Origin of the sequence: Saccharibacillus endophyticus, from assembly GCF_013185185.1 — a bacterium.
GTDB classification, from domain to species: domain Bacteria; phylum Bacillota; class Bacilli; order Paenibacillales; family Paenibacillaceae; genus Saccharibacillus; species Saccharibacillus endophyticus.
In genome coordinates this window covers 38,012-60,807 of record NZ_JAAZWE010000008.1, presented here as the reverse complement: position 1 = coordinate 60,807, position 22,796 = coordinate 38,012, and the positions used below count along the sequence as shown (strand labels likewise).

Annotated in this window: 13 protein-coding genes; all 13 read right to left on the bottom strand. The window is 51.2% G+C overall.

Annotated elements, in window-relative coordinates; translation table 11 throughout:
* Positions 1-23 precede the first annotated feature (23 nt).
* Positions 24-992, bottom strand: coding sequence for a ubiquinol oxidase subunit II (gene cyoA / locus HRQ63_RS23385; protein ID WP_172247568.1), 969 nt, complete (start codon positions 990-992; stop codon positions 24-26).
* A gap of 720 nt (positions 993-1,712) precedes the next feature.
* Complete coding sequence (locus HRQ63_RS23380; protein WP_172247567.1) at positions 1,713-3,062, bottom strand: GH1 family beta-glucosidase; 1,350 nt, start codon at positions 3,060-3,062, stop codon at positions 1,713-1,715.
* 429 nt (positions 3,063-3,491) lie between these two features.
* The gene (locus tag HRQ63_RS23375; protein WP_172247566.1) at positions 3,492-5,843 is read right to left on the bottom strand and encodes a glycoside hydrolase family 95 protein; all 2,352 of its coding nucleotides are present in this window, start codon (positions 5,841-5,843) and stop codon (positions 3,492-3,494) included.
* Between the two features lie 409 nt (positions 5,844-6,252).
* Complete coding sequence (locus tag HRQ63_RS23370) at positions 6,253-7,983, bottom strand: ABC transporter substrate-binding protein (RefSeq protein WP_172247565.1); 1,731 nt, start codon at positions 7,981-7,983, stop codon at positions 6,253-6,255.
* Positions 7,984-8,193: 210 nt separating this feature from the next.
* On the bottom strand, positions 8,194-9,915 hold the full coding sequence (locus HRQ63_RS23365) for an ABC transporter substrate-binding protein (RefSeq protein WP_172247564.1): 1,722 nt from the start codon (positions 9,913-9,915) through the stop codon (positions 8,194-8,196).
* 342 nt (positions 9,916-10,257) lie between these two features.
* Positions 10,258-11,991 carry an ABC transporter substrate-binding protein gene (locus tag HRQ63_RS23360; protein ID WP_172247563.1) on the bottom strand — a complete coding sequence of 578 codons (1,734 nt, stop codon included), beginning with the start codon at positions 11,989-11,991 and terminating at the stop codon, positions 10,258-10,260.
* Positions 11,992-12,060: 69 nt separating this feature from the next.
* Positions 12,061-13,791: an ABC transporter substrate-binding protein gene (locus tag HRQ63_RS23355; RefSeq protein WP_172247562.1), complete on the bottom strand. Its 1,731-nt coding sequence runs from the start codon at positions 13,789-13,791 to the stop codon at positions 12,061-12,063.
* Positions 13,792-14,188: 397 nt separating this feature from the next.
* The gene (locus HRQ63_RS23350) at positions 14,189-15,886 is read right to left on the bottom strand and encodes an ABC transporter substrate-binding protein (protein WP_172247561.1); all 1,698 of its coding nucleotides are present in this window, start codon (positions 15,884-15,886) and stop codon (positions 14,189-14,191) included.
* 169 nt (positions 15,887-16,055) lie between these two features.
* Positions 16,056-16,964 (bottom strand): carbohydrate ABC transporter permease, encoded by a 909-nt coding sequence (locus HRQ63_RS23345; RefSeq protein WP_172247560.1) that lies wholly within the window; start codon positions 16,962-16,964, stop codon positions 16,056-16,058.
* A 13-nt stretch (positions 16,965-16,977) separates the two neighbouring features.
* Positions 16,978-17,973, bottom strand: a complete 996-nt coding sequence (locus HRQ63_RS23340; protein WP_172247559.1) for an ABC transporter permease — start codon at positions 17,971-17,973, stop codon at positions 16,978-16,980.
* Positions 17,974-18,367: 394 nt separating this feature from the next.
* A complete protein-coding gene (locus HRQ63_RS23335; RefSeq protein ID WP_172247558.1) occupies positions 18,368-19,285 on the bottom strand; it encodes a hypothetical protein in 918 nt (305 codons plus the stop codon).
* A gap of 110 nt (positions 19,286-19,395) precedes the next feature.
* Positions 19,396-20,961 carry a response regulator transcription factor gene (locus HRQ63_RS23330; RefSeq protein ID WP_415838449.1) on the bottom strand — a complete coding sequence of 522 codons (1,566 nt, stop codon included), beginning with the start codon at positions 20,959-20,961 and terminating at the stop codon, positions 19,396-19,398.
* Entirely contained in the window at positions 20,961-22,772 is a 1,812-nt protein-coding gene (locus HRQ63_RS23325; protein WP_229714342.1) for a sensor histidine kinase, read from the bottom strand. The genes HRQ63_RS23330 and HRQ63_RS23325 overlap by 1 nt, the downstream gene beginning before the upstream one ends.
* Positions 22,773-22,796 lie beyond the last annotated feature (24 nt).

The following is a 22,796-nucleotide window of genomic DNA, read 5'->3' as shown; positions in this document are numbered from 1 at the left end:
TCAAGTCCGGTTCGAACCGGAACTTAATGGCCTTTGTGCGCGGAAGAGTCTTCTTCCGAGTTCGCGTTTGCGGTGTCTGCCGCCGCGTCCGTTTCGTCGGCAGACGCGCTTCCGTGTTGGTGAAGCTCGGCGCCGTCGTGCATGTACTTGGTCACGATGCGCTCGTAGATGCCTTCAGGGAACGAAGAGTACAGCGTAGGTTCTTCTTTTTCCGTCGGCTTCGACATTTCTTCGTACGATTCGTCGGTGATCGTGTTCGGCGAGCTTTTCGCCTCCTGGATCCACTGCTCGTACTCGGCGTCGCTCGTCGCATTAACTTGGAAGTTCATGTTTTCGAAGTGTTCGCCCGTGAAGTTGGCCGCCGTACCGAAGTACGTTCCCGGCTCGTCGGCCTGCAAATGCAGCGCCATCGACATGCCGGACATGGCATAAATCTGTCCGCCCAGTTCAGGAATCCAGAACGAGTTCATCGGCGAATCCGCCGTGATCTCGAAGCGGACCGGACGGTCTTCCGGAATCGTGAGGGTATTGACGGTCGCGATTCCTTCTTCCGGATACAGGAACAGCCATTTCCAGTTCAAAGACACGACCTGGACGGTGACCTCTTCCTTATCGGAAGCGAGAGCTTTGGCCGGCTCGAGCTCATGCGTGTAACGCACGGTGATAACGGCCAACACGATAATGATGACAATCGGAATTCCCCACCAGATCGTCTCTAGCAGGTTGCTGTGCGCCCATTCCGGCTTATAATCGGCTTTCTTGTTAGTGGCACGGTAGCGCCATACGATAATGAACGTGATGATCAGCACGGGCACGATGATAATCGAGCACAGGATAACCGTGATGATGATCAGGTCCAGCTGCTTTTCCGCAATCGGTCCTTTCGGATCGAGAACCATGTAGTTCCCGCATCCCGAGAGCAGCAGCATCGTCATAACAAGAGTAACGGCCGAGAAAGCTGCACGAACGAGCGATCTTGGTTTTTTGCTCATGTAGATCCCCTCTCCTTGTTGAACGCTCAAGTCATTCGATAAGCATTTCACACATTAAAACGCAACTTTGATTCTACACTTAAAGATACCAGAAATGAACAGCTTTTTCGAAAAGTTTTGACTTTGTTAACAAAGATGTCAAACTATCGGCTTCGTTTAGTGATATTGGGCCTTGAAAAACCCTTCCTGCAATGAAGTTGCTTTCCTTCGATAAGCGACTAATCTTCTACTGCCCCCTCACTTTATTTCAAATTTTAATTTTCCCTTCCTCTATATACGCTCTACTAGCTTTTAACGTCTTCCGGTCCCTTGCTAAACATTTTTATGCGCACTTTCCCTCCTTCATATGACTTTATTATCTTATCGGATACGGCACCGGTTAACATCCTATACAGCTGGCATTTTATCCGACATTTTTGTGACATTTATCATAGATGGAGTTCCGATTTCGCAAAAAAACCTCGATCGGCTCTTTTTCGAGCTTTATCGAGGTTCTGACCGCCATGTCGATCCCTTACAAGACATCGTCTCCGGATTACGCTTGCCGATTACTCGCGAGCTCTCTGTGTTTCGCGGCTTCGCTCTTCCTTGCTTGTCACATGCAAACGTTCGCGCTTCGCAGCTACACTACTCCTTGCGGGTCTCCCGCAAACGTTCGCGCTTCGCAGCTACACTATTCCTTGCGGGTCTCCCGCAAGCCATCCGCGCTTCGCTGCTTCACTACTCCTTGCGGGTTTCCATCCAACCGTTTTTTACTACGTTTTGGTACCAGTAAAAGCTTTCTTTCGGCGTGCGCTTCAGGGAGCGGTAGTCGACGTGCACGAGGCCGAAGCGCATGCGGTAGCCTTCTGCCCACTCGAAGTTGTCCATCAGCGACCAGGCCATGTAGCCTTTGAGGTTGATGCCGTCCTGGATCACGCGGTGAACCTGGGCGATATGCTGTTGAAGGTACGAGATGCGGCGTACGTCGTTCACTTTGCCGTTCACGATGTCGTCGTTGATGCAAGCGCCGTTTTCGGTGATGTAGATATCGATGTTTCCGTATTTTTGCAGGTAATGGATCACTTCGTACAGGCCTCTCGATTCCACCGGCCAGCCGATATCGGTCTTGACCAGACCCATGTCGACTTCTTCCATTTGCAGATAGCCGCCGTCCGGATTGAATCGGTTGACGCTCATCGCGTAATAGTTGATTCCGATATGGTCGATCGGCTGCGCGATCGCTTCCATGTCGCCTTCGTGGATCGGAGGCACATGGCCGGATTGCTCGAACCACGAGTAGAGCGATTGCGGGTAGCTTCCTTTATAGATCGGATCAAGGAACCAGTCGGAAAAGACCTGGATGTTGCGGTCGGCCGCGCCTTGATCCGCTTCGTTTTTGGAATACGGAACCGCCCAAGCCACGTTCGGAGCGATGCCGATCTTGCCGTCTACGCCGATTTCGCGGAACTTGGATACCGATTTGCCGTGCGCCACGAGCAGGTTATGCGCAACGTCCAGCCCGGCTTGCAGATCCTGTTTGCCCGGAGCATGCACGCCGATCACGTTCGACAGGAAGGCAATGCACCAAGGCTCGTTAAACGTCAGCCAGTATCTGATTTTGCCGTTGAATTCACGATACATGACTTCGGAGAACTTAACGAAAGCGTCGATGCTGCGACGGTTTTCCCAGCCTCCTACATCTTGGAGGGCTTGCGGCAGATCCCAATGATACAACGTGCAGAACGGCTCTATGCCTGCTTCCAGCAGCTTATCGACGAAACGGTGGTAATAGTCCAGACCTTCTTGGTTGATCTCGCCGTCGCCGTCCGGAATGATGCGGGACCAAGAAATAGAGAAACGGTAAGTGTTGATGCCGAGTTCTTTCATCAGCTCTACGTCTTCTTCATAGCGGTGGTAGCTGTCGCAAGCGACGTCGCCGTTGTCTCCGTTAAAGACCCGGCCGGGCGTATGGGAGAACGTATCCCAGATGGAAGGACCGCGTCCGCCTTCCCGTGCGGCTCCTTCGATTTGATAGGCAGCCGTGGCCGTGCCCCATTTGAAGTCGTTCGGAAATTGAAAAATCGTCATGTTTGTTCCTCCATAGGCTTGTTAGGTTTTATTAAACCGTCGGCTGGGTGCTCCGGGAAAGTTTCGCCAGCTTATGCTTACGATGTGCCTTTCTTCGAAAGGCTTTGGGTCGCGTGTTGAAATCGGGAAGCAGGATTGGACAACGATGAAGCTTCCCGATTTCAAAGGCGAACATTTCATTCCTCCGCTGAAACTTTCCCAAAGCCTTAGGCCGGGTTAAATCAAAGCTCCCACAACCCGTAGGTTGTTGGGTAGCGTAAAGATGCGGCCTTTGTAGCTAAGGCCGCGCAATATAAAGTCAGAGCCATTGAATGCAGCGGCTCAATGATAAAACAGGCATGAAAGGCAGAAAAGCTCGCCGCTCTAAAAGATCCAGCATCAAACATCGCTAAGCTTTGCACAACACAAAAGTTTAAGCTTGGCTGGCGGCTATTCGAAAGTAACGGTGGTGCTTTCGCCAGCGGCTAGATTCAGAACGCCTGTGAATTGAGCGGCTTCGTTTGTAGGTACGGGCGAAGAGCCTTCAAAGGCACGCTGCGCGCGCAGGCGGATCGGGCCGGAGAAATCGGCGGTGATTTCGGCCGATCGGATTCGGCCGTTTTGCCAAGTCAGGGAAACGGTATAGCCGCCGCGGGCGCGAAGGCCGCGGACGGAGCCGTCGGGCCACGCCGTCGGCAGTGCAGGCAGCAGATGCAGCTCGTCCAGATGACTCTGGAGCAGCAGCTCGGCAATGCCTGCCGTTCCGCCGAAGTTGCCGTCGATCTGGAATGGCGGGTGATCGTCGAACAGGTTCGGATGCGTCGAGCGCGCGAGCAGCGTATGAATGAAATGATGCGCGCTCTCGCCGTCGAGCAGGCGGGCATACAAGTTGATCAGCCATGCGCAGCTCCAGCCGGTGTGGCCGCCGCCATTGGCAATGCGGGCTGCAAGAGAGGCTTTTGCAGCTTCCAGCAGTTCCGGCGTTTCTTCGCTGTTGATAGAGCGTCCAGGGTACACGCCATACAGATGGGAGACGTGACGGTGCCCCGGCTCATGCTCCTTCAGCTCGGTTCCCCATTCAAGCAGACGACCGTCCGAACCAATTTGAAGCGGCTGCAAACGTTGCAGCGCAGATCGGAATTCTGACGCTTCGGCGCTGTTCAGTCCCAAAAGGCTTTCCGCTTCGATCACATGCTCCATCACGTCGCGAATCAACGTAAGATCCATAGCCGATCCGAACGCCGTGCTGCAAGGTTCTCCGTTTTCCGTAACAAAACGATTCTCAGGCGAAGTCGACGGAGCCGTCGTTAGTTGGCCGTCCGGAGCTTCGACGAGCCAATCCAACGCGAACAATGCCGCTTCGCGCAGAATCGGATAAGCTTCATTGCGCAAGAACGCTTGGTCTTTGGTAAACAAATAATGTTCCCATAGATGCGACGTCAACCATAAGCCGCCCATCGGCCAGAAAGCCCAACTTGCATCGCCGCCGGACGGGGTCGACATCCGCCACAGATCCACGTTGTGATGCGCGGCCCAGCCGCGGGTTCCGTAATGGATTTTGGCCGTGCGCCGACCTGCCTGCGCCAGCTCGCCGATCATTTTCAACATCGGCTCATGACATTCGCCAAGGTTTACGCTCTCGACCGGCCAGTAGTTCATCTGTACATTAATGTTCGAAGTGTAGTTGCTGTTCCACGGCGGTTCGATCTGGTGATTCCAGATGCCTTGCAAGTTGGCGGGCTGCGTTCCAGGACGCGAGCTTCCCATCAGCAGATAACGGCCGTAATGGAAATACAGAGCTTCCAGCGCCGGATCAACAGCTCCTTGCTTGTAGGCTTCAAGACGCTCGTCGGTCGGCAGCTCAGCACGTTCTTCGCCGCCGAGATTCAGTTCCACGCGTCCGAACAGTGCCGCATGATCGCGAACATGCCGCTCACGCAAAGTTTGCTCGTCCCATGCCGAAGCAGCCTTCAACCAAGCTTCGCACAACCGGTCCGGACGACGAGAACCGCTTTCCGGCAGTTTATCGTACGATTCAAAGTTAGTCGCCGCCGCAAGCAGCAGCATAACCCGATCCGCACCTCGGATCTCGATCCGGCCTTCGACAACCCGCACTTCCCCGCCTTCGGTCCGCGTCTTCAACTGAGCTTCAAAACGCATTCCCAAACCTTCTTCGAACAGAATCGCCTCCGGATGATCGCGGAAATAATTCGTTTCCACATGGCTCGGCGCCATGCCCTTGATCGCCAGGCGCCCGTCCGTATAAGCCGCCGTCTCGTAAGGCAGCAGACTTTCCAACGACACGTCGATATCGATCGCGCCCGTTCGGTCCGCGCTCAATACGACAGCCAGCACCTGATCCGGCTCGCTGATCCATACTTCACGGGTAAACCGGACTCCGTCCGCCGTAAACGCCGTCGTAAGCACCCCGTTGGTCAGATCCAGCTCGCGCTCGTAATCCGTCGCATCCCCGCCGCCGATCCGGTCGATATACAAGTCGCCGAGCGGCTGATACGCTTCCGTATTCCAACCCAGCATGCGAAGGTTGACGATCTTCTCCGCTTCGTCGTATTTCCCGGAAAAAATCAACTCGCGCGCCTGCTTTAAATAACGCTGCGCATCATAGTTGACCTTATCCCGCGGAAATCCCGACCACAGCGTATCCTCGTTCAGCTGCAATCGCTCGCGGCGATCGCCGCCGAACACCATCGCGCCCAGCCGCCCGTTCCCCGCAGGCAGCGCTTCTTCCCACCGCTGCGCAGGCTGCTTATACCATAATTTATACGTTTGATTGCTCTTCATTCCGACTAACCCCCGTTTTCAGAAAACGTTTTAGGTCGAACCCGGCCTTCTCCGCTGAAAATGCTTACACATACGTTTTCAGTATAAGACAGCCGCCAAACAGCGTCAATCTTCTCCCTTTAAATTCTCCCTATATTTTTCGACATTTTTCTTTATGCTCTTTCACTTGCCTTTGCTTTTAAAGGTGTTTCCCCATCAAAAAAGGCGGAGCTTAACCCGCCTTTTTTGTGGGAATATTCAATTCATGCGAGCCCGGTCCAGCGGAGGGAGAAATTCAGATCAAGACGCCTTTGAGCGAGGAAAGCCGTAGGCTTTCTTCGCGAGACAGCGGCTTGAACGAATTGTCTCCCGCAGCGTCCAACCGGGCTTCCTCAGCGAATAGGATCTTCCCGGCAAAACCATGCCGGCTTCACTCCGCCGACTCGCCCCATGACGAGACGGTGTCTTTGATCATCTGCGTATACATGGCCTCCATCTCCGGAATGCCGTTCCCTTCCAAATCCGTCAGCATTTTATCGTAGATGCCGTCGAACTGCTCCGGCGTCGCCACGATCGCGGCAGGGATCGCTTTGCGCACGATATCCTGCGACTTTTGGTAAGGTACGGTAAAGTCGGACGAGCTCGGCGCAGGCAGGTTATATGCCGCTCCCCAAGCTTTGACCGGGAAATCTTCCTTGTCCGGGAACAGGTCTTTCCACGTGGTCGCGTCGTAAGCCGCGAGCGCTTTTTTCTCCGGCTCGCTGTAGCTGTTGGTGATTTGTTCCGGGTAATTGGTCGTATAGTAATTGTCCGTCGAGTCTTTCACGCCGTCGCCGTAACGAACCGTGAACGGCGTGTACAGCCCGATGCCGGTTTGTTTTTGGAACGCGGAATTGTCGTTGATCTTCTGATCCAGCACATCTGCCGGAATGACCCGCTTGCCGTCTTCGACGTTGTAATGTTTGCCTTCGATGCCCCAGTTCACGAGCAGCTGCCCTTCGTCGGATGCCATCCAGTCCAGGAACTTGATCGCCCGGATCTGTTTTTCTTCGCTCATGGACGTCGAGAAGGACAAGCCGTAGCCGGAAGCGTTGCCGATATCGACGAAGGAATGGTCTTGATACTCTTCCGTCAGCGTGACCGGGAAATGGCCGTACAGCTTATTGTACTTGCCTGCGGCTTTCAAGGAGTTCTCGGCTTCTTGGAAATCCCAATCCTGGTCGATCAGGCCGAGCACGCGTCCGCTGGAGATTTTGGCGAGATACTGGTCGTTTTTCTGCGTGAACGCTTCGGGATCGATCAGGCCTTCGTTATACATATGGTTCAACCAACGGAAATATTCTTTTTCTTCCGGACGTTTGTAGTGAAGCTTTGCTTCGTACGTTTCCGGATCGATATAAAATTCGCCGTCGTCGGGTGCTCCCGTCGCCAGGAAGGCCGGGTTGGTCACCGTGATCATGATTTTCCAATCGTCCGCGTTCAGCGTCAGCGGAATCGTAGGCTGCCCGTCGATCGTCGGATGTTTGGCGTAATATTCTTTCAATACGTTTTCGAAATCTTCGACGGTGCGGATCTCCGGATAGCCCAGTTCTTCAAGCACCGCGAGTTGGACTTCAAAACCGCCTCCGGCTTCGAAAGCCGTATTGTCGACAGCCGTATTGGTCGGGATCGTGTAGATAGAAGGATCGTCTTTGCTGTATTTGAGACGATTCATGTAAGGACCGTACAGCTTTTTGATATTCGGGGCGTACTGCTCGATCAAATCGGTAAGGTCCACCAGCGCGCCGGCTTCCACCAGCTTGCTCGTTTCGCCTTTGGGATACAAGAGTTCGGGATATTCGCCGGAAGCGATCATCAGCGCAATTTTTTGTTGGTCAGTTCCGCTGACGGCAAATTCGCCTTCGATCGTGACGCCGGTTTTCTCCGTGATGACTTTGCCGGTCTCGTCCTGCATGCGCGCCCAGTTCGGACTGGCGTCGCCGCCGAAGAAGCTGAACGTGACAGGCGAGGTGTCGTCTCCGCCGGAGTCCTTCGTCGCCGGAGTCGTTTGCGCCGCCTGGTTGGCGGAATCCGTCGAAGCTCCTCCGCCCGAACACCCGGCCGCCGCAACCGATACCGCCGTCAACAACATTGCCGCTTTCCACTTTTTACTCGTTTCCATCTTATCCCACCCTTCTTCGAATGGCCTTGCCCCCATATATTTAAGCGCTTACATTTTTGTTCGAGCCGAAACGGCTCTTGCTTATTATAGCTTATTTATTCTATTTTTAAAACGCTTACATTTCAACGAAGATAAATTTTTTCTAAAAAAAGACCCTTATCCGACGAGGATAAAGGTCTGGATTCCGAACAAAATCAACATCCCGTCCGTTTACTTGCCGGTTCCCCATGTCTCTACGGTGTCCTTGACCACTTGCGTATACAGGGCTTCCATTTCCGGAATGCCGTTGCCCTCCAAATCCGTCAGCATCTGATCGTAGATCGCATCAAATTGCTCCGGCGTTGCCACGATTGCGGCCGGAATGGCTTTACGTACGATATCCTGCGATTTTTGGAACGGTACGGTGTAATCGGAACCGCCCGGTCCAGGCAGGTTGTACGCAGCTCCCCAAGCTTTAACCGGGAACTCGTCTTTGCCCGGGAACAGGTCTTTCCAAGTGGTTGCATCATAGGCGGCCAGTGCTTTCTTCATCGGCTCGCTGTAGTTCGCCGTGATCTGTTCCGGATAGTTCGTCGTGTAATAGTTGTCCGTCTCATCCTTCACGCCGTCGCCGTAACGAACCGAGACCGCGTTGTACAAGCCGATACCGGACTCTTTGGTAAAAGCGGCGTTATCGTTCGTTTTGCGATCCTGCACGTCGGCCGGAATCACGCGCTTGCCGTCTTCGATCTTGTAATGCTCGCCTTCGATCCCCCAGTTGTTGAGGATTTGAGCTTCGTCGGAAGCCATCCAGTCGAGGAACTGAATCGCGCGGATCTGCTCTTCTTCGCTCAATGCCGTCGTCAGGCTCACACCCCAACCGGAACCGTTGCCGATATCGACGAAGGAGTTGTCTTTGTATTCTTCGTTCAGCGTAACCGGGAAGTGGCCGTACGTACGCTCATGTTTGCCTGCGCTTTTCAGTGAGTTCTCCGCTTCCTGATAGTCCCAGTTCTGATCGATCAGACCGAGCACGCGGCCGCTTGCGATCTTGGCCAAGTACTGATCGTTTTTTTGGGTGAAGGACTCTTTATCCAGCAGGCCCGTATTGTACATGTGGTTCAGCCAGCGGAAGTATTCTTTTTCCTCTGGACGCTTGTAATGCAGCTTCGCTTCGTAGGTTTCCGGATCGATGTAGAACTCTCCGTCGTCAGGCGCTCCGGTTGCCAAGAAAGCCGGGTTGGTCACGGTAATCATGATCTTCCAATCGTCGGCGTTCAGCGTGAGCGGAATCGTAGGCTGGCCGTCGATGGTCGGGTTCTTTTCGTAATACTCGCGCAGCACCTTCTCGTAGTCTTCTACCGTGCGAATTTCCGGATAACCCAACTCTTCCAAAACGGCAAGCTGAATTTCGAAACCGCCGCCTGCATCGAACGGAGTGTGATCGACGGTTGTATTGGTCGGGATCGTGTAGATCGACTGATCGTCCTTGCTGTATTTCATCCGATTCATGTAAGGGCCGTATATTTTCTTGATGTTAGGCGCATGCTTGTCGATCAGATCGGTAAGGTCGACCAACGCACCGGCTTCGACCAATTTGCTTGTTTCGCCTTTGGGAAAAATGATTTGCGGGTATTCGCCGGAAGCGATCATGAGGGCAACTTTCTGTTGATCGGTGCCGCTTACCGCAAACTCCGCAGTCAAGGATACGCCCGTTTTCTCGGTAATCGCTTTACCGACTTTGTCCTGCATCGTATTCCAGTTCGGACTCGCATCTCCGCCGAAGAAGGTAAACGTTACCGGCTCCGTGCTTGGTGCAGTCTCAGTCGCGCTTCCCGGTTCCGTATTCGCCGGTGCACTTGCATTGCTTGCCGTCTCGCCGCCGCATCCTGCCGCCGCAACCAGCGTGCTCGTCATCAGCAGAGCTGCCATTTTCTTCGTTTTCGCCTTCATGAATCTTCATCCCCCTCTAGGAACGTTTTTATATGCGCATAACGGGCTAAGCCCGATGATACCGATACTGGATTTGCTGCATGACCCCCTTTTTTTAAAACGCTTACATTTTCCGATCAAAAAAATTGCTTCATTTAATAAAGTATGGGCTTACAGTTAAGAATATAAGGTTCACTCTATCCGTTGTCAACGCATCCGGAGCACATTAATGCGCTGCGCAAAAGAACTCTTCGCAGGATTCTTCTTGTTGTGAATTCAGCGTTCGGTTTCGATAGATGCACAAAAAAAGAGCCTTCATCCTCTAAGGGAGAAGGCTGCTTTCTTTTAACAATTCAAGCGATGTTATTCAGCGTTCCAAGCTTCTACCGTATCCTTGATCAGTTGCGTATACGTAGCTTCCATCTCCGGAATACCGCTGCCTTCGAGATCCGTCAGCATTTGATCGTAGATGCCGTCGAATTGTTCAGGCGTTGCCACGATTGCCGCCGGGATGGCTTTACGCACGATATCCTGCGATTTTTGGAAAGCAACCGTGTAGTCCGAGCCGCTTGGAGCCGGCAGGTTGTACGCTGCGCCCCATGCTTTTACAGGGAAATCTTCTTTGCCCGGGAACAGGTCTTTCCAAGTTGTAGCGTCATAAGCAGCCAGAGCTTTTTTCATCTCGTCGCTGTAGTTTGCTGTGATTTGCTCAGGATAGTTCGTTGTGTAGTAGTTGTCGGTCGAGTCTTTTACGCCGTCTCCGTAACGCACGGACAGCGGAGCGTACAGACCGATACCGGATTCTTTCGTGAATGCTGCATTGTCGTTTGTTTTGCGGTCTTGCACGTCAGCCGGAATGGTGCGTTTGCCGTTTTCCAGCGTGTAGTGCTCGCCTTCGATCCCCCAGTTGTTGAGGATTTGAGCTTCGTCGGAAGCCATCCAGTCGATGAACTGAATCGCGCGGATTTGCTCTTCTTCGCTCAGCGCGGTTGTCAGACCCACGCCATAACCGGAGCCGTTACCGATATCGACGAAGGAATGATCTTCATACTCTTCAGTCAACGTAACCGGGAAGTGACCGTAAGTGCGCTCGTGTTTGCCTGCGCCTTTGAGGGAGTTCTCGGCTTCTTGATAGTTCCAGTTTTGGTCGATCAGGCCGAGTACGCGGCCGCTGGCGATTTTAGCCAGGTATTGGTCGTTCTTTTGCGTGAAGGATTCTTTGTCCAGCAGGCCTGTGTTGTACATGTGGTTCAGCCAGCGGAAGTATTCTTTTTCTTCGGGACGTTTGTAGTGCAGTTTAGCTTCATAAGTTTCCGGGTCGATGTAGTATTCGCCGTCATCCGGTCCGCCTGTCGCGTATACGGCCGGGTTCGTTACGGTGATCATGATCTTCCAGTCGTCCGCGTTCAGCGTCAACGGAATCGTAGGCTGTCCGTCGATCGTCGGGTTTTTCGCGTAGTAATCTTTCAGGGCCTTCTCGAAGTCCTCTACCGTACGGATTTCCGGATAGCCGAGTTCTTCCAGGACCGCGAGCTGCACTTCGAAGCCGCCGCCTGCGTCGAACGATGTTTGGTCGACCATGGCATTTGTAGGAATCGTGTAGATGGAAGGATCGTCTTTGCTGAATTTCAGACGGTTCATATACGGGCCGTAGATCTTCTTGATGTTCGGCGCGTATTTGTCGATCAGATCCGTCAGGTCTACCATAGCGCCCGCGTCTACCAGCTTGCTGGTTTCGCCTTTAGGGAAGATGATTTGCGGGTACTCGCCAGAAGCGATCATCAGCGCGATTTTTTGCTGGTCAGTACCGCTGACCGCGAATTCCGCATTCAGGGATACGCCCGTTTTTTCCGTGATGACTTTGCCTACCGCGTCCTGCATGCCGGTCCAGTTCGGGCTGGCGTCGCCGCCGAAGAACGAGAATGTTACCGGTTCCGTGCTTGGCGTCGTGTCCGTCGCTCCAGTTTCCGTTTTGGTACCTGTGTCCGTGCTCGCAGGAGTCTTCGTTGCGGTATCGCCACCGCCGCCGCATCCTGCCGTCACTACAGCCAAAGCACTCAACAAAGCTACCGCTTTCAACCCTTTTTTCTGTACCATCACTTGCACCCCTTTGAGTTTGAAATTGTGCAATCATTTATTTTTGATGAAGCTATTGATGCCTGATGATTATTGCGCGGTGCCGCTTCCCCACAATTCGACGGTATCTTTGATCATTTGTGAGTACATGGCTTCCATCTCCGGAATACCGCTGCCTTCGAGATCCGTCAGCATTTGATCGTAGATGCCGTCGAATTGTTCAGGCGTTGCCACGATTGCGGCCGGGATGGCTTTACGCACGATATCTTGCGATTTTTGGAAAGGCACGGTGAAGTCCGGCGTGCTCGGGGCAGGCAGGTTGTAAGCTGCACCCCACTTTTTGACCGGGAATTCTTCTTTGCCCGGGAAAAGATCTTTCCAAGTTGTAGCATCGTAAGCGGCCAATGCTTTCTTCATCGGCTCGCTGTAGTTCGCCGTGATTTGCTCAGGGTAGTTCGTTGTGTAGTAGTTGTCGGTCGAGTCTTTTACGCCGTCGCCGTAACGTACGGACAGCGGAGCGTACAGACCGATACCGGACTCTTTCGTGAATGCTGCGTTGTCGTTCGTTTTGCGTTCCTGCACGTCAGCCGGGATGGTGCGTTTGCCGTTTTCCAGCGTGTAGTGCTCGCCTTCGATCCCCCAGTTGTTGAGGATTTGAGCTTCGTCGGAAGCCATCCAGTCGAGGAACTGAATCGCGCGGATCTGCTCTTCTTCGCTCAGCGCGGTTGTCAGACCCACGCCATAGCCGGAACCGTTACCGATGTCGACAAACGAACGATCTTTATATTCTTCAGACAGTGTAACCGGGAAATGACCGTAGGTACGCTCGTCTTTACCTGCTGCCTTGAGGGAATTGACGGCTTCTCCGTGGTTCCAGTTTTGGTCGATCAGGCCGAGTACGCGGCCGCTTGCGATTTTAGCCAGGTATTGGTCATTTTTTTGCGTGAAGGATTCTTTGTCCAGCAGGCCTGTGTTGTACATGTGGTTCAGCCAGCGGAAGTATTCTTTTTCTTCTGGGCGTTTGTAGTGCAACTTGGCTTCGTAGGTATTCTCATCAATATAGAATTCACCGTCTCCACCAGCTCCTGTCGCTCCTGCTGCCGGGTCGGTTACGGTAATCATGATTTTCCAATCGTCCGCATTCAGCGTCAGCGGAATCGTAGGCTGTCCGTCAATGGTCGGGTTCTTTTCATAATAATCGCGAAGCGCTTTCTCGAAGTCTTCAACTGTCCGAATTTCCGGATATCCGAGTTCTTCCAAGACTGCGAGTTGAACTTCGAAACCGCCGCCAGCATCAAACGAAGTTTGATCGACCATAGAGTTTGTAGGGATCGTGTAGATCGAAGGATCTTCTTTACTGAATTTCAGACGGTCCATATAAGGTCCATAGATTTTTTTGATGTTCGGCGCATGCTGATCGATCAAGTCCGTAAGGTCTACCATGGCGCCGGCACTTACCAACTTGCTGGTTTCACCTTTAGGGAAGATGATTTGGGGATATTCGCCGGAAGCGATCATTAGGGCGATTTTTTGCTGGTCGGTTCCGCTGACCGCGAATTCCGCATTTAAGGATACTCCCGTTTTTTCGGTAATTGCTTTGCCTACCGCATCCTGCATGCCGGTCCAGTTCGGGCTGGCGTCGCCGCCGAAGAACGAAAACTCTACCGGTTCCGTACTTGGTGCTGCATCAGTCGTCGTTGTACCTTTATCGTTGCTTGCAGGCGTAGTCGTTGCCGTCTCAGCACCGCCGCCGCACCCCGCTGCTACAACAAGCGTACTCGTCATGAGCAGAGCCGCTATTTTTTTTGTATTCCCCTTCATAAATCTACATCCCCCTTTAGGACGGATTTTCTATATGTGCATAACAGGCAGCGCCTATTTATACCAATGCAAGTTGACATTCAGATGTTTCCGCAGACATTCCGAACGCCACATTTCTTGTGATACTTGTCATATAAAGCGTTTACATTATTAATAAATAATTTGACTTCGCCCGACTGCTTTTTCAACCCAATTTTATTAGTTAGGCAGATGAAGTAAAAAGCGTTTTCGAACAAAGCCTGAATAATTCCTTCATTTAATAATGTAAGTGCTTACAGTAAGAATATAATACTCCGAAAACGTTTTGTCAACACAAATGTTTATTCTTGTACAAAAAAGAAAAAGAACCCTGAAAAGGGTCCTTTTTCTTTAAAACCGCTGCTAGGTCAAGGATCAATTACTTGCCCGTGCCCCACAGTTCAACCGTATCTTTGATTTGCTGCGTGAAGATTTTTTCCATTTCCACGATGTCCGCGGAATTCAGTTCTTCGATCATGCCGTCGTAGATGCCGTCAAATTGTGCGGCTGGAGCCAGAATGGCTTCCGGAATGCGTTTACGCACGATGTCCTGCGATTTTTGGAAAGCTACCGTATAGGCAGAATCGGTAGGTGCAGGCAGGTTGTACGCCGCGCCCCAAGCGCTTGTACCCAGTTCGTCAGCCGCCGGGAACAGGTCTTTCCAAGTCGTGGCGCCGTATTCTTTCAATGCGTCTTTTTCAGGCTGCGTATACGCGTTTTGGATCTGCTCAGGGAAGTTCGTCGTGTAGTAGTTGCCCGTCGCGTCTTGTACGCCGTCGCCGTAGTGAGGAGACATTGTGGTGTACATGCCGATCCCTGTTTCTTTCGTGAACGCGACGTTGTCATTCGTTTTGCGGTCTTGAATTTCTTGCGGAATGACGCGCTTGCCGTCTTCCACGTTGTAATGTTCGCCTTCGATGCCCCATTGTACCAGCACTTGACCTTCGTCGGATGCCAGCCAGTCGAGGAATTTGATCGCGCGAATTTGTTCGGCTTCGCTCAGATTGGTCGTCAGACCGATTCCGTAGCCGCCCGGGAAACCGACGTCCATGAAGGAGTGGTCTTTGTATTCTTCGCTAAGCGTAACCGGGAAGTGACCGAAGATACGGTTTTGCGTTGTCGCATCGCTCGAACCTTTGAGCGCGTTCTCCGCTTCGGAGTAATCCCACTCTTGGTTGATCGTGCCCAGAACGCGTCCGCTGGAGATCTTCGCCAGGTATTGGTCGCTTTTTTGCGTAAAGGTTTCTTTGTCCAGCAGACCTTCGTTGTACATTTTGTTCAACCAACGGAAGTATTCTTTCTCTTCCGGACGTTTGTAGTGCAGTTGGGACTCGTACGTTTCCGGGTTGATGTAGAATTCGCCGTTATCCGGCAGACCCGTTGCTTGGAACGCAGGGTTCGTTACGCCGATCATGATTTTCCAGTCGTCAGCGTTCAGCGTCAATGGAATAGTCGGCTGTCCGTTGATGGTCGGGTTCTTGGCATAATATTCTTTGATGGCTTTCTCGTAATCGTCAAGCGTGCGAATTTCCGGATAGCCGAGTTCTTTTAATACTTCCAGCTGCAGTTCGAAACCGCCGCCTGCATCAAACGAAGTTTGGCCTACGCCCGTGTAAGTCGGAATGATGTAGATGGACTGATCTTCTTTGCTGTATTTCAGACGGTTCATGTCGTCGGCGTACATTTTCTTGATATTCGGAGCATAGTTTTCGATCAGGTCCGTCAAATCGACCAACGCACCCGCTTCGACGAGCTTGCTCGTGTCGCCTTTCGGCATGATCAGGTCCGGGTACTCGCCCGAAGCGACCATCAGGGATACTTTTTGCGTGTCGCCGCCGATTGCGTATTCGGCTGCCAGCGTAACTCCTGTTTTTTCGGTAATGGCTGCGCCTACTTTGTCTTTCATGCCTACCCAGTTGCTGTTCGAATCCGCGCTGAACATGCTGAATTCGATCGGACCCGATTCAACGTCCGCTGCTGCGGAGCTGCTTTCGCCGGAACCGCCGCCACATGCTGTCAGACCTACGATGGACGCCAGTGCAACCGGTGCTACCCATTTTGCTTTTTTGCTTACCACTTTAAAAAAACCTCCCTTTTCAATCACCCTGAAATATTCTTTTTTTCTCTATATGGATCACTTCATCGAAATTCTCAAGAATAGGCTTATAGCGAATTTCGCAAAGCGCCCTTTGTATATCGGGAGGCCGAAGCCTCCCGTAAATACCTAACGCATTACAACAACAATCTTACGATTTTACCGCACCCAGCGTCATGCCGCTGACAAAGTATCTTTGCAGGAACGGATACACGATGAGGATCGGCACGGTAACGACGATGGTGATCGCCATTTTAATCGATTCCGGCGAGATTTGCGTCATCTTGGAAGCCATGTCGTTCGCATTGACCATTTGACCGCTGCCGCCCTGTTGGGTACTTTGCAGCACCTTCATCAGTTCGTACTGAAGTGTAGTTAATTCAGGATGGCGTCCATTATACAAGTACGTATCAAACCAAGCGTTCCATTGTCCAACCGCCAAGAATAGGGCAATAGTCGCGAGAACCGGCTTACATAAAGGTAAGATAATCCGGAAGAAAATGGTCAAATCATTAGCGCCGTCTAGCTTCGCCGACTCTTGCAAGGCATATGGAAGACCGTCCATGAAGGACCGAATGACGATAACGTTGAAGGCGCTGACAATGCCGGGCAGGATGTAGACCCAGAACGAACCGAGCAGGCCCAGATCTCGGAACAGAATGTAGACCGGAATCATGCCGCCGCTGACATACATCGTCACAACCAAGAAGGTCGAAGTGAACTTGCGAGCCTGGAAGTCGGGACGGCTAAGCGTGTAGGCTAACATCGAAGCACTGACGAGACCGAAAACGGTACCTATGACTGTACGCATGATTGAGTTCCACAGACCGCGAATCAGTCCGTCGTATTGGAAAATTTGTTGATAGTTATCAAAAGTGAAAGCGCGCGGAATGATCGTGATGCCGCCTCTGACCGTATCGGAAGACTCGTTGAGCGAGATCGCTAATACGTTGAGGAACGGATACAGCGTGACGATCAGAACCAGCGACATGATCACGATATTGACGACGTCGAATACTTTATCGCCGCGTGTTGCATTGAATGCTTTAGGCGCTGCCATGACTGTTCCCCCCTTACATGATGCTTTCTTTGGATACTTTTTTGAAGATGCCGTTGACCGTGAACAGCAAGATTACGCTGACGACGGAGTTGAAGATACTGATAGCGGTACCGTACGAGAAGCGACCCATTTGGAGCCCGTACTGCAACGCGTACAGCTCAAGCACCTGCGAGTATTCCAGCACCAGGTTGTTGCCGAGCAGGAACTGTTTCTCGAAGCCGATCTGCAAAAGGTGACCGATCTGCATAATGAACAATACGGAGATCGTCGTCCGGATGCCCGGCAGCGTGATATGCCACATCTGTCTGTAACGGCTTGCTCCGTCGACGCGGGAAGCTTCGTACAGCTCAGGGTCGATACCCGTGATCGCGGCCAGATAGATGATCGTGTTCCAGCCCATTTCTTTCCAAACGTCGGAAGCGGTTACAATGTACCAGAACCACTCGCCCTTGGCCATAAACTGGATCGGTTCGTTAATAATATGAAGTCCGACCAGCAAATCGTTGATTGCGCCGCCCTGTGTCGAAAGCATTTTCGTAACAAGACCTGCTACAACGACCCAAGATACAAAGTGGGGGAGGTAAGAGACCGTTTGCACGAAACGTTTGAACATCATACCGCGAAGTTCGTTAAGCAGGATCGCGAAGATGATCGGAATCATGAAGCCTACGACCAGCCCCATAACGCTCATCGCCAACGTATTTCGAAGGGCTAGATAGAAACGGTCATCGGAGAACAATTCGACGAAGTGCTCGAACCCGACCCATTTTTGTTCAAAGAATCCTTTGGCCGGTTTGAAGTCTTGGAAAGCCATTGTCCATCCCCATAAAGGCAGATAACTGAAAATGAATGCCCAGATGACGAAAGGTAATGACATTAAATACAGGTACCTTTGCTGAAGAGCCGTCCGCCAGAAGCCTTGTTTTTTAAAGCGCTTACCAGCGAGCGGGTCCTTAGCAGGAGTACCCGGGTTGTTGTTGGAATTACCGCCTGATGTGAGCGTTCCCATTTCTATAACCCCTCCTGATTTCCTTTATGGTTTTATGATAAGCGTTTTCCTTGAAAGCGCATACCCTACGAATTTTAGACAAAATCATGCGAAAATTAGACATAGAGTATTTTGGATAGTCATTTTAAATAGATAAATATATTCTGATCTTTTATCTCTAATACAAATGATTAATATTTCACATAATAATATATACTTTAAAATATCAAAAAACTATAATGATCAAATATATTTAAAATTTTATATTTTTATGTGTATTCACCATAAAATAGCGTTCAATTCAACTAAAGCTGAATTGAACGCTATTTATTCATTTATTTAATTTTAAAATTCACAATTCAGCTTATTGCTTCTGTTACTTTCCCAAACATTTTTTCATATAACTTATTAAAAACTATTTAGACAATCTAATACCCGTTTCAATCATAGCTTGGTTAGTCATTGACCAACCATCATTAAAGCTTTTATTTGTAAATGTTCTTTGGCCGTTATCTCTTGTTGCAACCCAATAGTCCCTGCTTCTAAAGAAATTAGAAGGTGAAGGAACCACTTTATTATTCACTCTAACCGTATAACGATAAACATACGTTCTATAATCTACTTTCCCACTGAATCCATCCACTATTACACCTGCATTTGCTGACAATATAGTTACAACTATACCTAATGCAATAGGTGGAGAAAAATAAGCTGCGATCAGAGATAAAGCCGCACCTACCTTACTACCAGGAGTAAAAGTAAAACGATGAGCCTCTCCCATAGTCATTGTTCCAGCATTTCTGTAAAGGTTACCTTTTTTCCCTGTAGAATCTGTCCAAGATGCTAAATAATATGTTCCGTCATTATAAGCGGAACGTTCTAGACCTTCGTTTGTCATCGGTTCCTCGTATAAATAATTGTAACTTCCAGTTGCAAAAATCCCTATATCATTTAAATTCTCTGACGATAGCATTGGTTTGTTTGAATTAACACTTTCTTGATTCTCTTCAACTTCTTCTTTATAATATTCAGAAATATTTTGTACTTGTTTTTGGCCTTTTTCATCTGTCAACTCGATAGTGCCCTTTTCTTTATTTGTTACCGCAATTTGATTTACATTTCCTTTTGCGTCATAAACGACTGCTTTGGTAGTCCCATCAGCCAATTGTTCAACTGTTGCACTATAACCATCATCTAATTCTGCGGTTGCTAGGTTGTTATCAACACTAACATTTGTATCGTATTTTTCATTGCCTTCCGCATTTGAAATGTTAGAAAAAGGAGCTATTAAAATACTCGCCGCCATAACAGTACTAGCTAATTTTTTTTTCAAAATACTCACATCCTAATCGTTTATTTTAAAATATAAAAACTTTGACCTCCTTTGTATTCTTATTTTAACCAAATGAGTAAAATATAAACTTAAAAATTTATTTTATTAAATTATTCCCCATGCGCCTCATTCCGGTACGCGGAAGGCGACGTGCCTACGTATTTCCGGAATTTCGAGTGGAAATAATCCGCATTGGAATAGCCGACGCGCGCCGCCACTTGGTGAACTTTCAAGCCCTGCGCCAACAATTCTTTCGCTTTTTCGACCCTAACCTTGTCTACGAAAGCGTTGAAATACTCGCCCGTGTAGTTTTTGAACAACTTGCCGAGATACCCGCTGTTATAACCGAACATCTCCGCCAACAGCTCAAGCTTCAAATTTTCGCTGTAGTTGCGACGGATGAAATCGATCATCTGCTTCAGCACCGTATCCTTGTTAGCGCCGCCGAAGCGGTCGATCAGCTCGCCGAAACGGGTATGCACCTGCTGCTTGAGCGCACCGTAGCTTTGCGCCTGATTGACGTCCGAGAGCAGCAGGCTGTGATAGTTTTGAGCCAATTCCGCCGCCGAGGAACTTCCGGAGGATAATTTCCCCATCGCCAGCGACAGCGTCCGGGAATACTCGCCCCGCACCGCAGCCTCGTCCATTCTCCGGCTTACCGCTTCTTGTTCCAGCTCGGCCAATACCTTTTCCACGGCATCGCGGCTTCGAATATCCAGGGCGTAGTAGAGCTTGTCTCCAAGCTGCGGTCCGTCTTCCGACTCCGAGGCGAGTTCGTCCGCGTTCCCGGTTGCAAACAGAGCCTGATAGGCAGCAGGATCGATTACCGAACCATTTTCAAAAAAGAAACGGGCATGCAGCAAATGTTCGGCTTCCCGGAAGGAGGCCGAGAGCTCAAGCAGATGATCGACGGCCGGCCCGCAGGAAGCATGGAATTCGAGCCCTCCCGCCGCTTCCGCCAACTGATTGCGCAGTTTGTCCCCGCACTCCGCATGATTCTGGCGAACAAGCAGCAGTCCGATATGCGAACCTGCCGAGAACAGGATATCCCCGTTTTTCTCCTCGAAAGCTTCCTTTAGACGCTGGCGGAATACCGCATGCTGGCGCGACTCCGTCTCCACGCCGCCATGCGCGTCAAGCAGGACGATCCGATAGGCGGGAGCCGAAAGTCCGAGCGCATTTACCAGCTTTTCCCGATGCTCGTCATCTTGCGGATCATCCTCGAACAGCAGCTCTTCGACGAGCTGCGCCTTCGGAAGAGCCGCCTCCTGCTCAATGCGGGCGCTGCGGGCTTCCTTCTCTCTTTGCAGCAATTCATGAACCCTGCGCAGCTCGTCGAGCAGTTCCGCTTCGTCCACGGGCTTCAGCAGATATCCGCTGACGCCGCTGACGATTGCCCGCTTCGCGTAGTCGAATTCCGCATAGCCGCTCAGAATGAGGAAATGCGCGGTCGAGTTTTCTTTCCGCACGCGCTCGATCAGGTCAAGGCCTGTCATTCCCGGCATTCGAATATCGACGATGGTCAGGTCCGGCTCGATTCGACCGAATTTTTCGAGCCCTTCTTTGCCGTTGGACGCGGTGTCGACGATCTCGAATCCTTCCGACTCCCAATCGACGATCGTACGCAGTCCTTCCCGAATCATCGGCTCGTCGTCTACGATTAGCACTTTATACATCATTCGTCCCTCCCGGCGGGTATCTTAAAATAAATTTGCGTTCCTTTGCCCAGTTCGCTCGAAATGCGCAACCCGAACTCTTCCCCGTAAGTCATGACCAGCCGCTGGTGAACATTGCGAAGCCCGATACGGCTGTCTTCGCTCTCTTCCTTTTCGCGGATCGATTCCTCGACCTGCCTGAGCCGCTCGGGCGTCATGCCGGCTCCGTTATCCGATACGTCGATCAGCACTTCTTCGCCCACCCGGACCGCATGCAGGATCACGGCGCCTTCGGTTTCCTTGTTTTCCAAACCGTGGACGATAGCGTTTTCGACTAGCGGTTGTACGATAAGCGGCGGCAGCATCACGTCAAGCGTATCCTCCCCCGCGGACAGCTCGTAATGCAGACGGTCGCCGTGACGGAATTTCTGGATATCCAGGTAAGAGCGAACCATGTCCAACTCGTTTTTGAGCGAGGTATGACGATTGCCCAGTTCCAGATTCCGGCGGATCAGCTTGCCGAGCAGTTGAACGGCTCGCGCAATATCCTTTTCCCCTTGAATATGGGCACGCATTCGGATCGATTCCAACGCGTTAAAAAGAAAGTGCGGATTAATCTGGCTGGCGAGCATCTTGAGCTTGATTTCCCGCTGCATCACTTCCAGACGGTTGTTCGCTTCGCTTGCTTCATAGACCTGGTTCATCAGTTCCTTGATATTGACGACCATATAATTGAATTGCTCCGACAATTGTCCGATCTCGTCATGACCGTCGATTCGGGATACCGTATCCAAATCGCCTTCCGCCACCCGATTGAGATTGCGGTTCAACTTGTTCAGGCGCGAGCTGATCAGACGGGAATTGAAATACACGGCGAGCAGCGCCATCAATAGGATAAAAGCGATCAAACCCGTCCCGATCAGGCCGATCCGGTTCGCGTCATGCACGATGCTGGCCGACGAGAAAGCCGATATGATGGTCAGTCCGCTCTTGCTCGACTCGGGAATGAGCGTATTGATGGAGACTTGATAATCCACGCCTTCGATCGCGCGCTCGAACGTCTGCTCCTGCTCGGTATCGTCGACCGCCACTTCGAAGCCCATATCGCGCAGCGTTTTTCCGATCGACGTCCGGTCTTTGGCCGCCACGATATATCCGTCCTTGTCGGCAACCATCGTATCGAACGGCTCTTGGCTAAGCAGCTCGTTCAGATAGTCGGTATCCACCTGGACGACGAGCACGCTCCGTTTGCCCGTATTCGGGAAAAAGATTTGCCGAACCAGGCTCAACTGCTTCGTTGACGCCATGTTCGGATCGTTCATATCGTCGATGTACATCCAATAAATCGTACGATCTTTCATGGCCCGCTCATACCAATTCGTGGCGCGGACTTGGCTGTTGGCGTTCATGAATTGCAAATTGTCGAGCAGGGTCGGATTGTCCGTGAACAGCTGAATGCTTTGAATCTCGCTGTAGGCCCGCACGTAATCCGTAAAGTCGGTATAGTTGCGGTACGCATTGACCAGCTCGATCGGATTGTCTTCGGAATAAAGGGTCGTGGCTACGCGTTCCATATCCCGATCCAGCAAAAGCTGGTTGGACACGCTGATCGGCACGTAAAGCTGGTTCTCGATCTGGGTCTTGATCCGCTGCACGTTGTTCTCGGTCTGCTCGGTTGCCTTCTCCAACGCGTCTTGCCTGAAATATTGAATGACGATAAGCCCGACGATCAATACCGGAATCATGACAACGATTACATAAAAAAAGATCAACTTGTTGCGGATTTTCATATCGTTCAGCCATCTGACAAAGGGTTTCGTCACACTTCTCATCACACGCTTCATCCTCCGTACATC

Bases quoted from the DNA above. Each gene is read 5' to 3' on its own strand.
- cyoA (WP_172247568.1), bottom strand. From the start codon at position 992: ATGAGCAAAAAACCAAGATCGCTCGTTCGTGCAGCTTTCTCGGCCGTT.
- HRQ63_RS23380 (WP_172247567.1), bottom strand. From the start codon at position 3,062: ATGACGATTTTTCAATTTCCGAACGACTTCAAATGGGGCACGGCCACG.
- HRQ63_RS23375 (WP_172247566.1), bottom strand. From the start codon at position 5,843: ATGAAGAGCAATCAAACGTATAAATTATGGTATAAGCAGCCTGCGCAG.
- HRQ63_RS23370 (WP_172247565.1), bottom strand. From the start codon at position 7,983: ATGGAAACGAGTAAAAAGTGGAAAGCGGCAATGTTGTTGACGGCGGTA.
- HRQ63_RS23365 (WP_172247564.1), bottom strand. From the start codon at position 9,915: ATGAAGGCGAAAACGAAGAAAATGGCAGCTCTGCTGATGACGAGCACG.
- HRQ63_RS23360 (WP_172247563.1), bottom strand. From the start codon at position 11,991: ATGGTACAGAAAAAAGGGTTGAAAGCGGTAGCTTTGTTGAGTGCTTTG.
- HRQ63_RS23355 (WP_172247562.1), bottom strand. From the start codon at position 13,791: ATGAAGGGGAATACAAAAAAAATAGCGGCTCTGCTCATGACGAGTACG.
- HRQ63_RS23345 (WP_172247560.1), bottom strand. From the start codon at position 16,964: ATGGCAGCGCCTAAAGCATTCAATGCAACACGCGGCGATAAAGTATTC.
- HRQ63_RS23340 (WP_172247559.1), bottom strand. From the start codon at position 17,973: ATGGGAACGCTCACATCAGGCGGTAATTCCAACAACAACCCGGGTACT.
- HRQ63_RS23330 (WP_415838449.1), bottom strand. From the start codon at position 20,961: ATGTATAAAGTGCTAATCGTAGACGACGAGCCGATGATTCGGGAAGGA.
- HRQ63_RS23325 (WP_229714342.1), bottom strand. From the start codon at position 22,772: ATGAGAAGTGTGACGAAACCCTTTGTCAGATGGCTGAACGATATGAAA.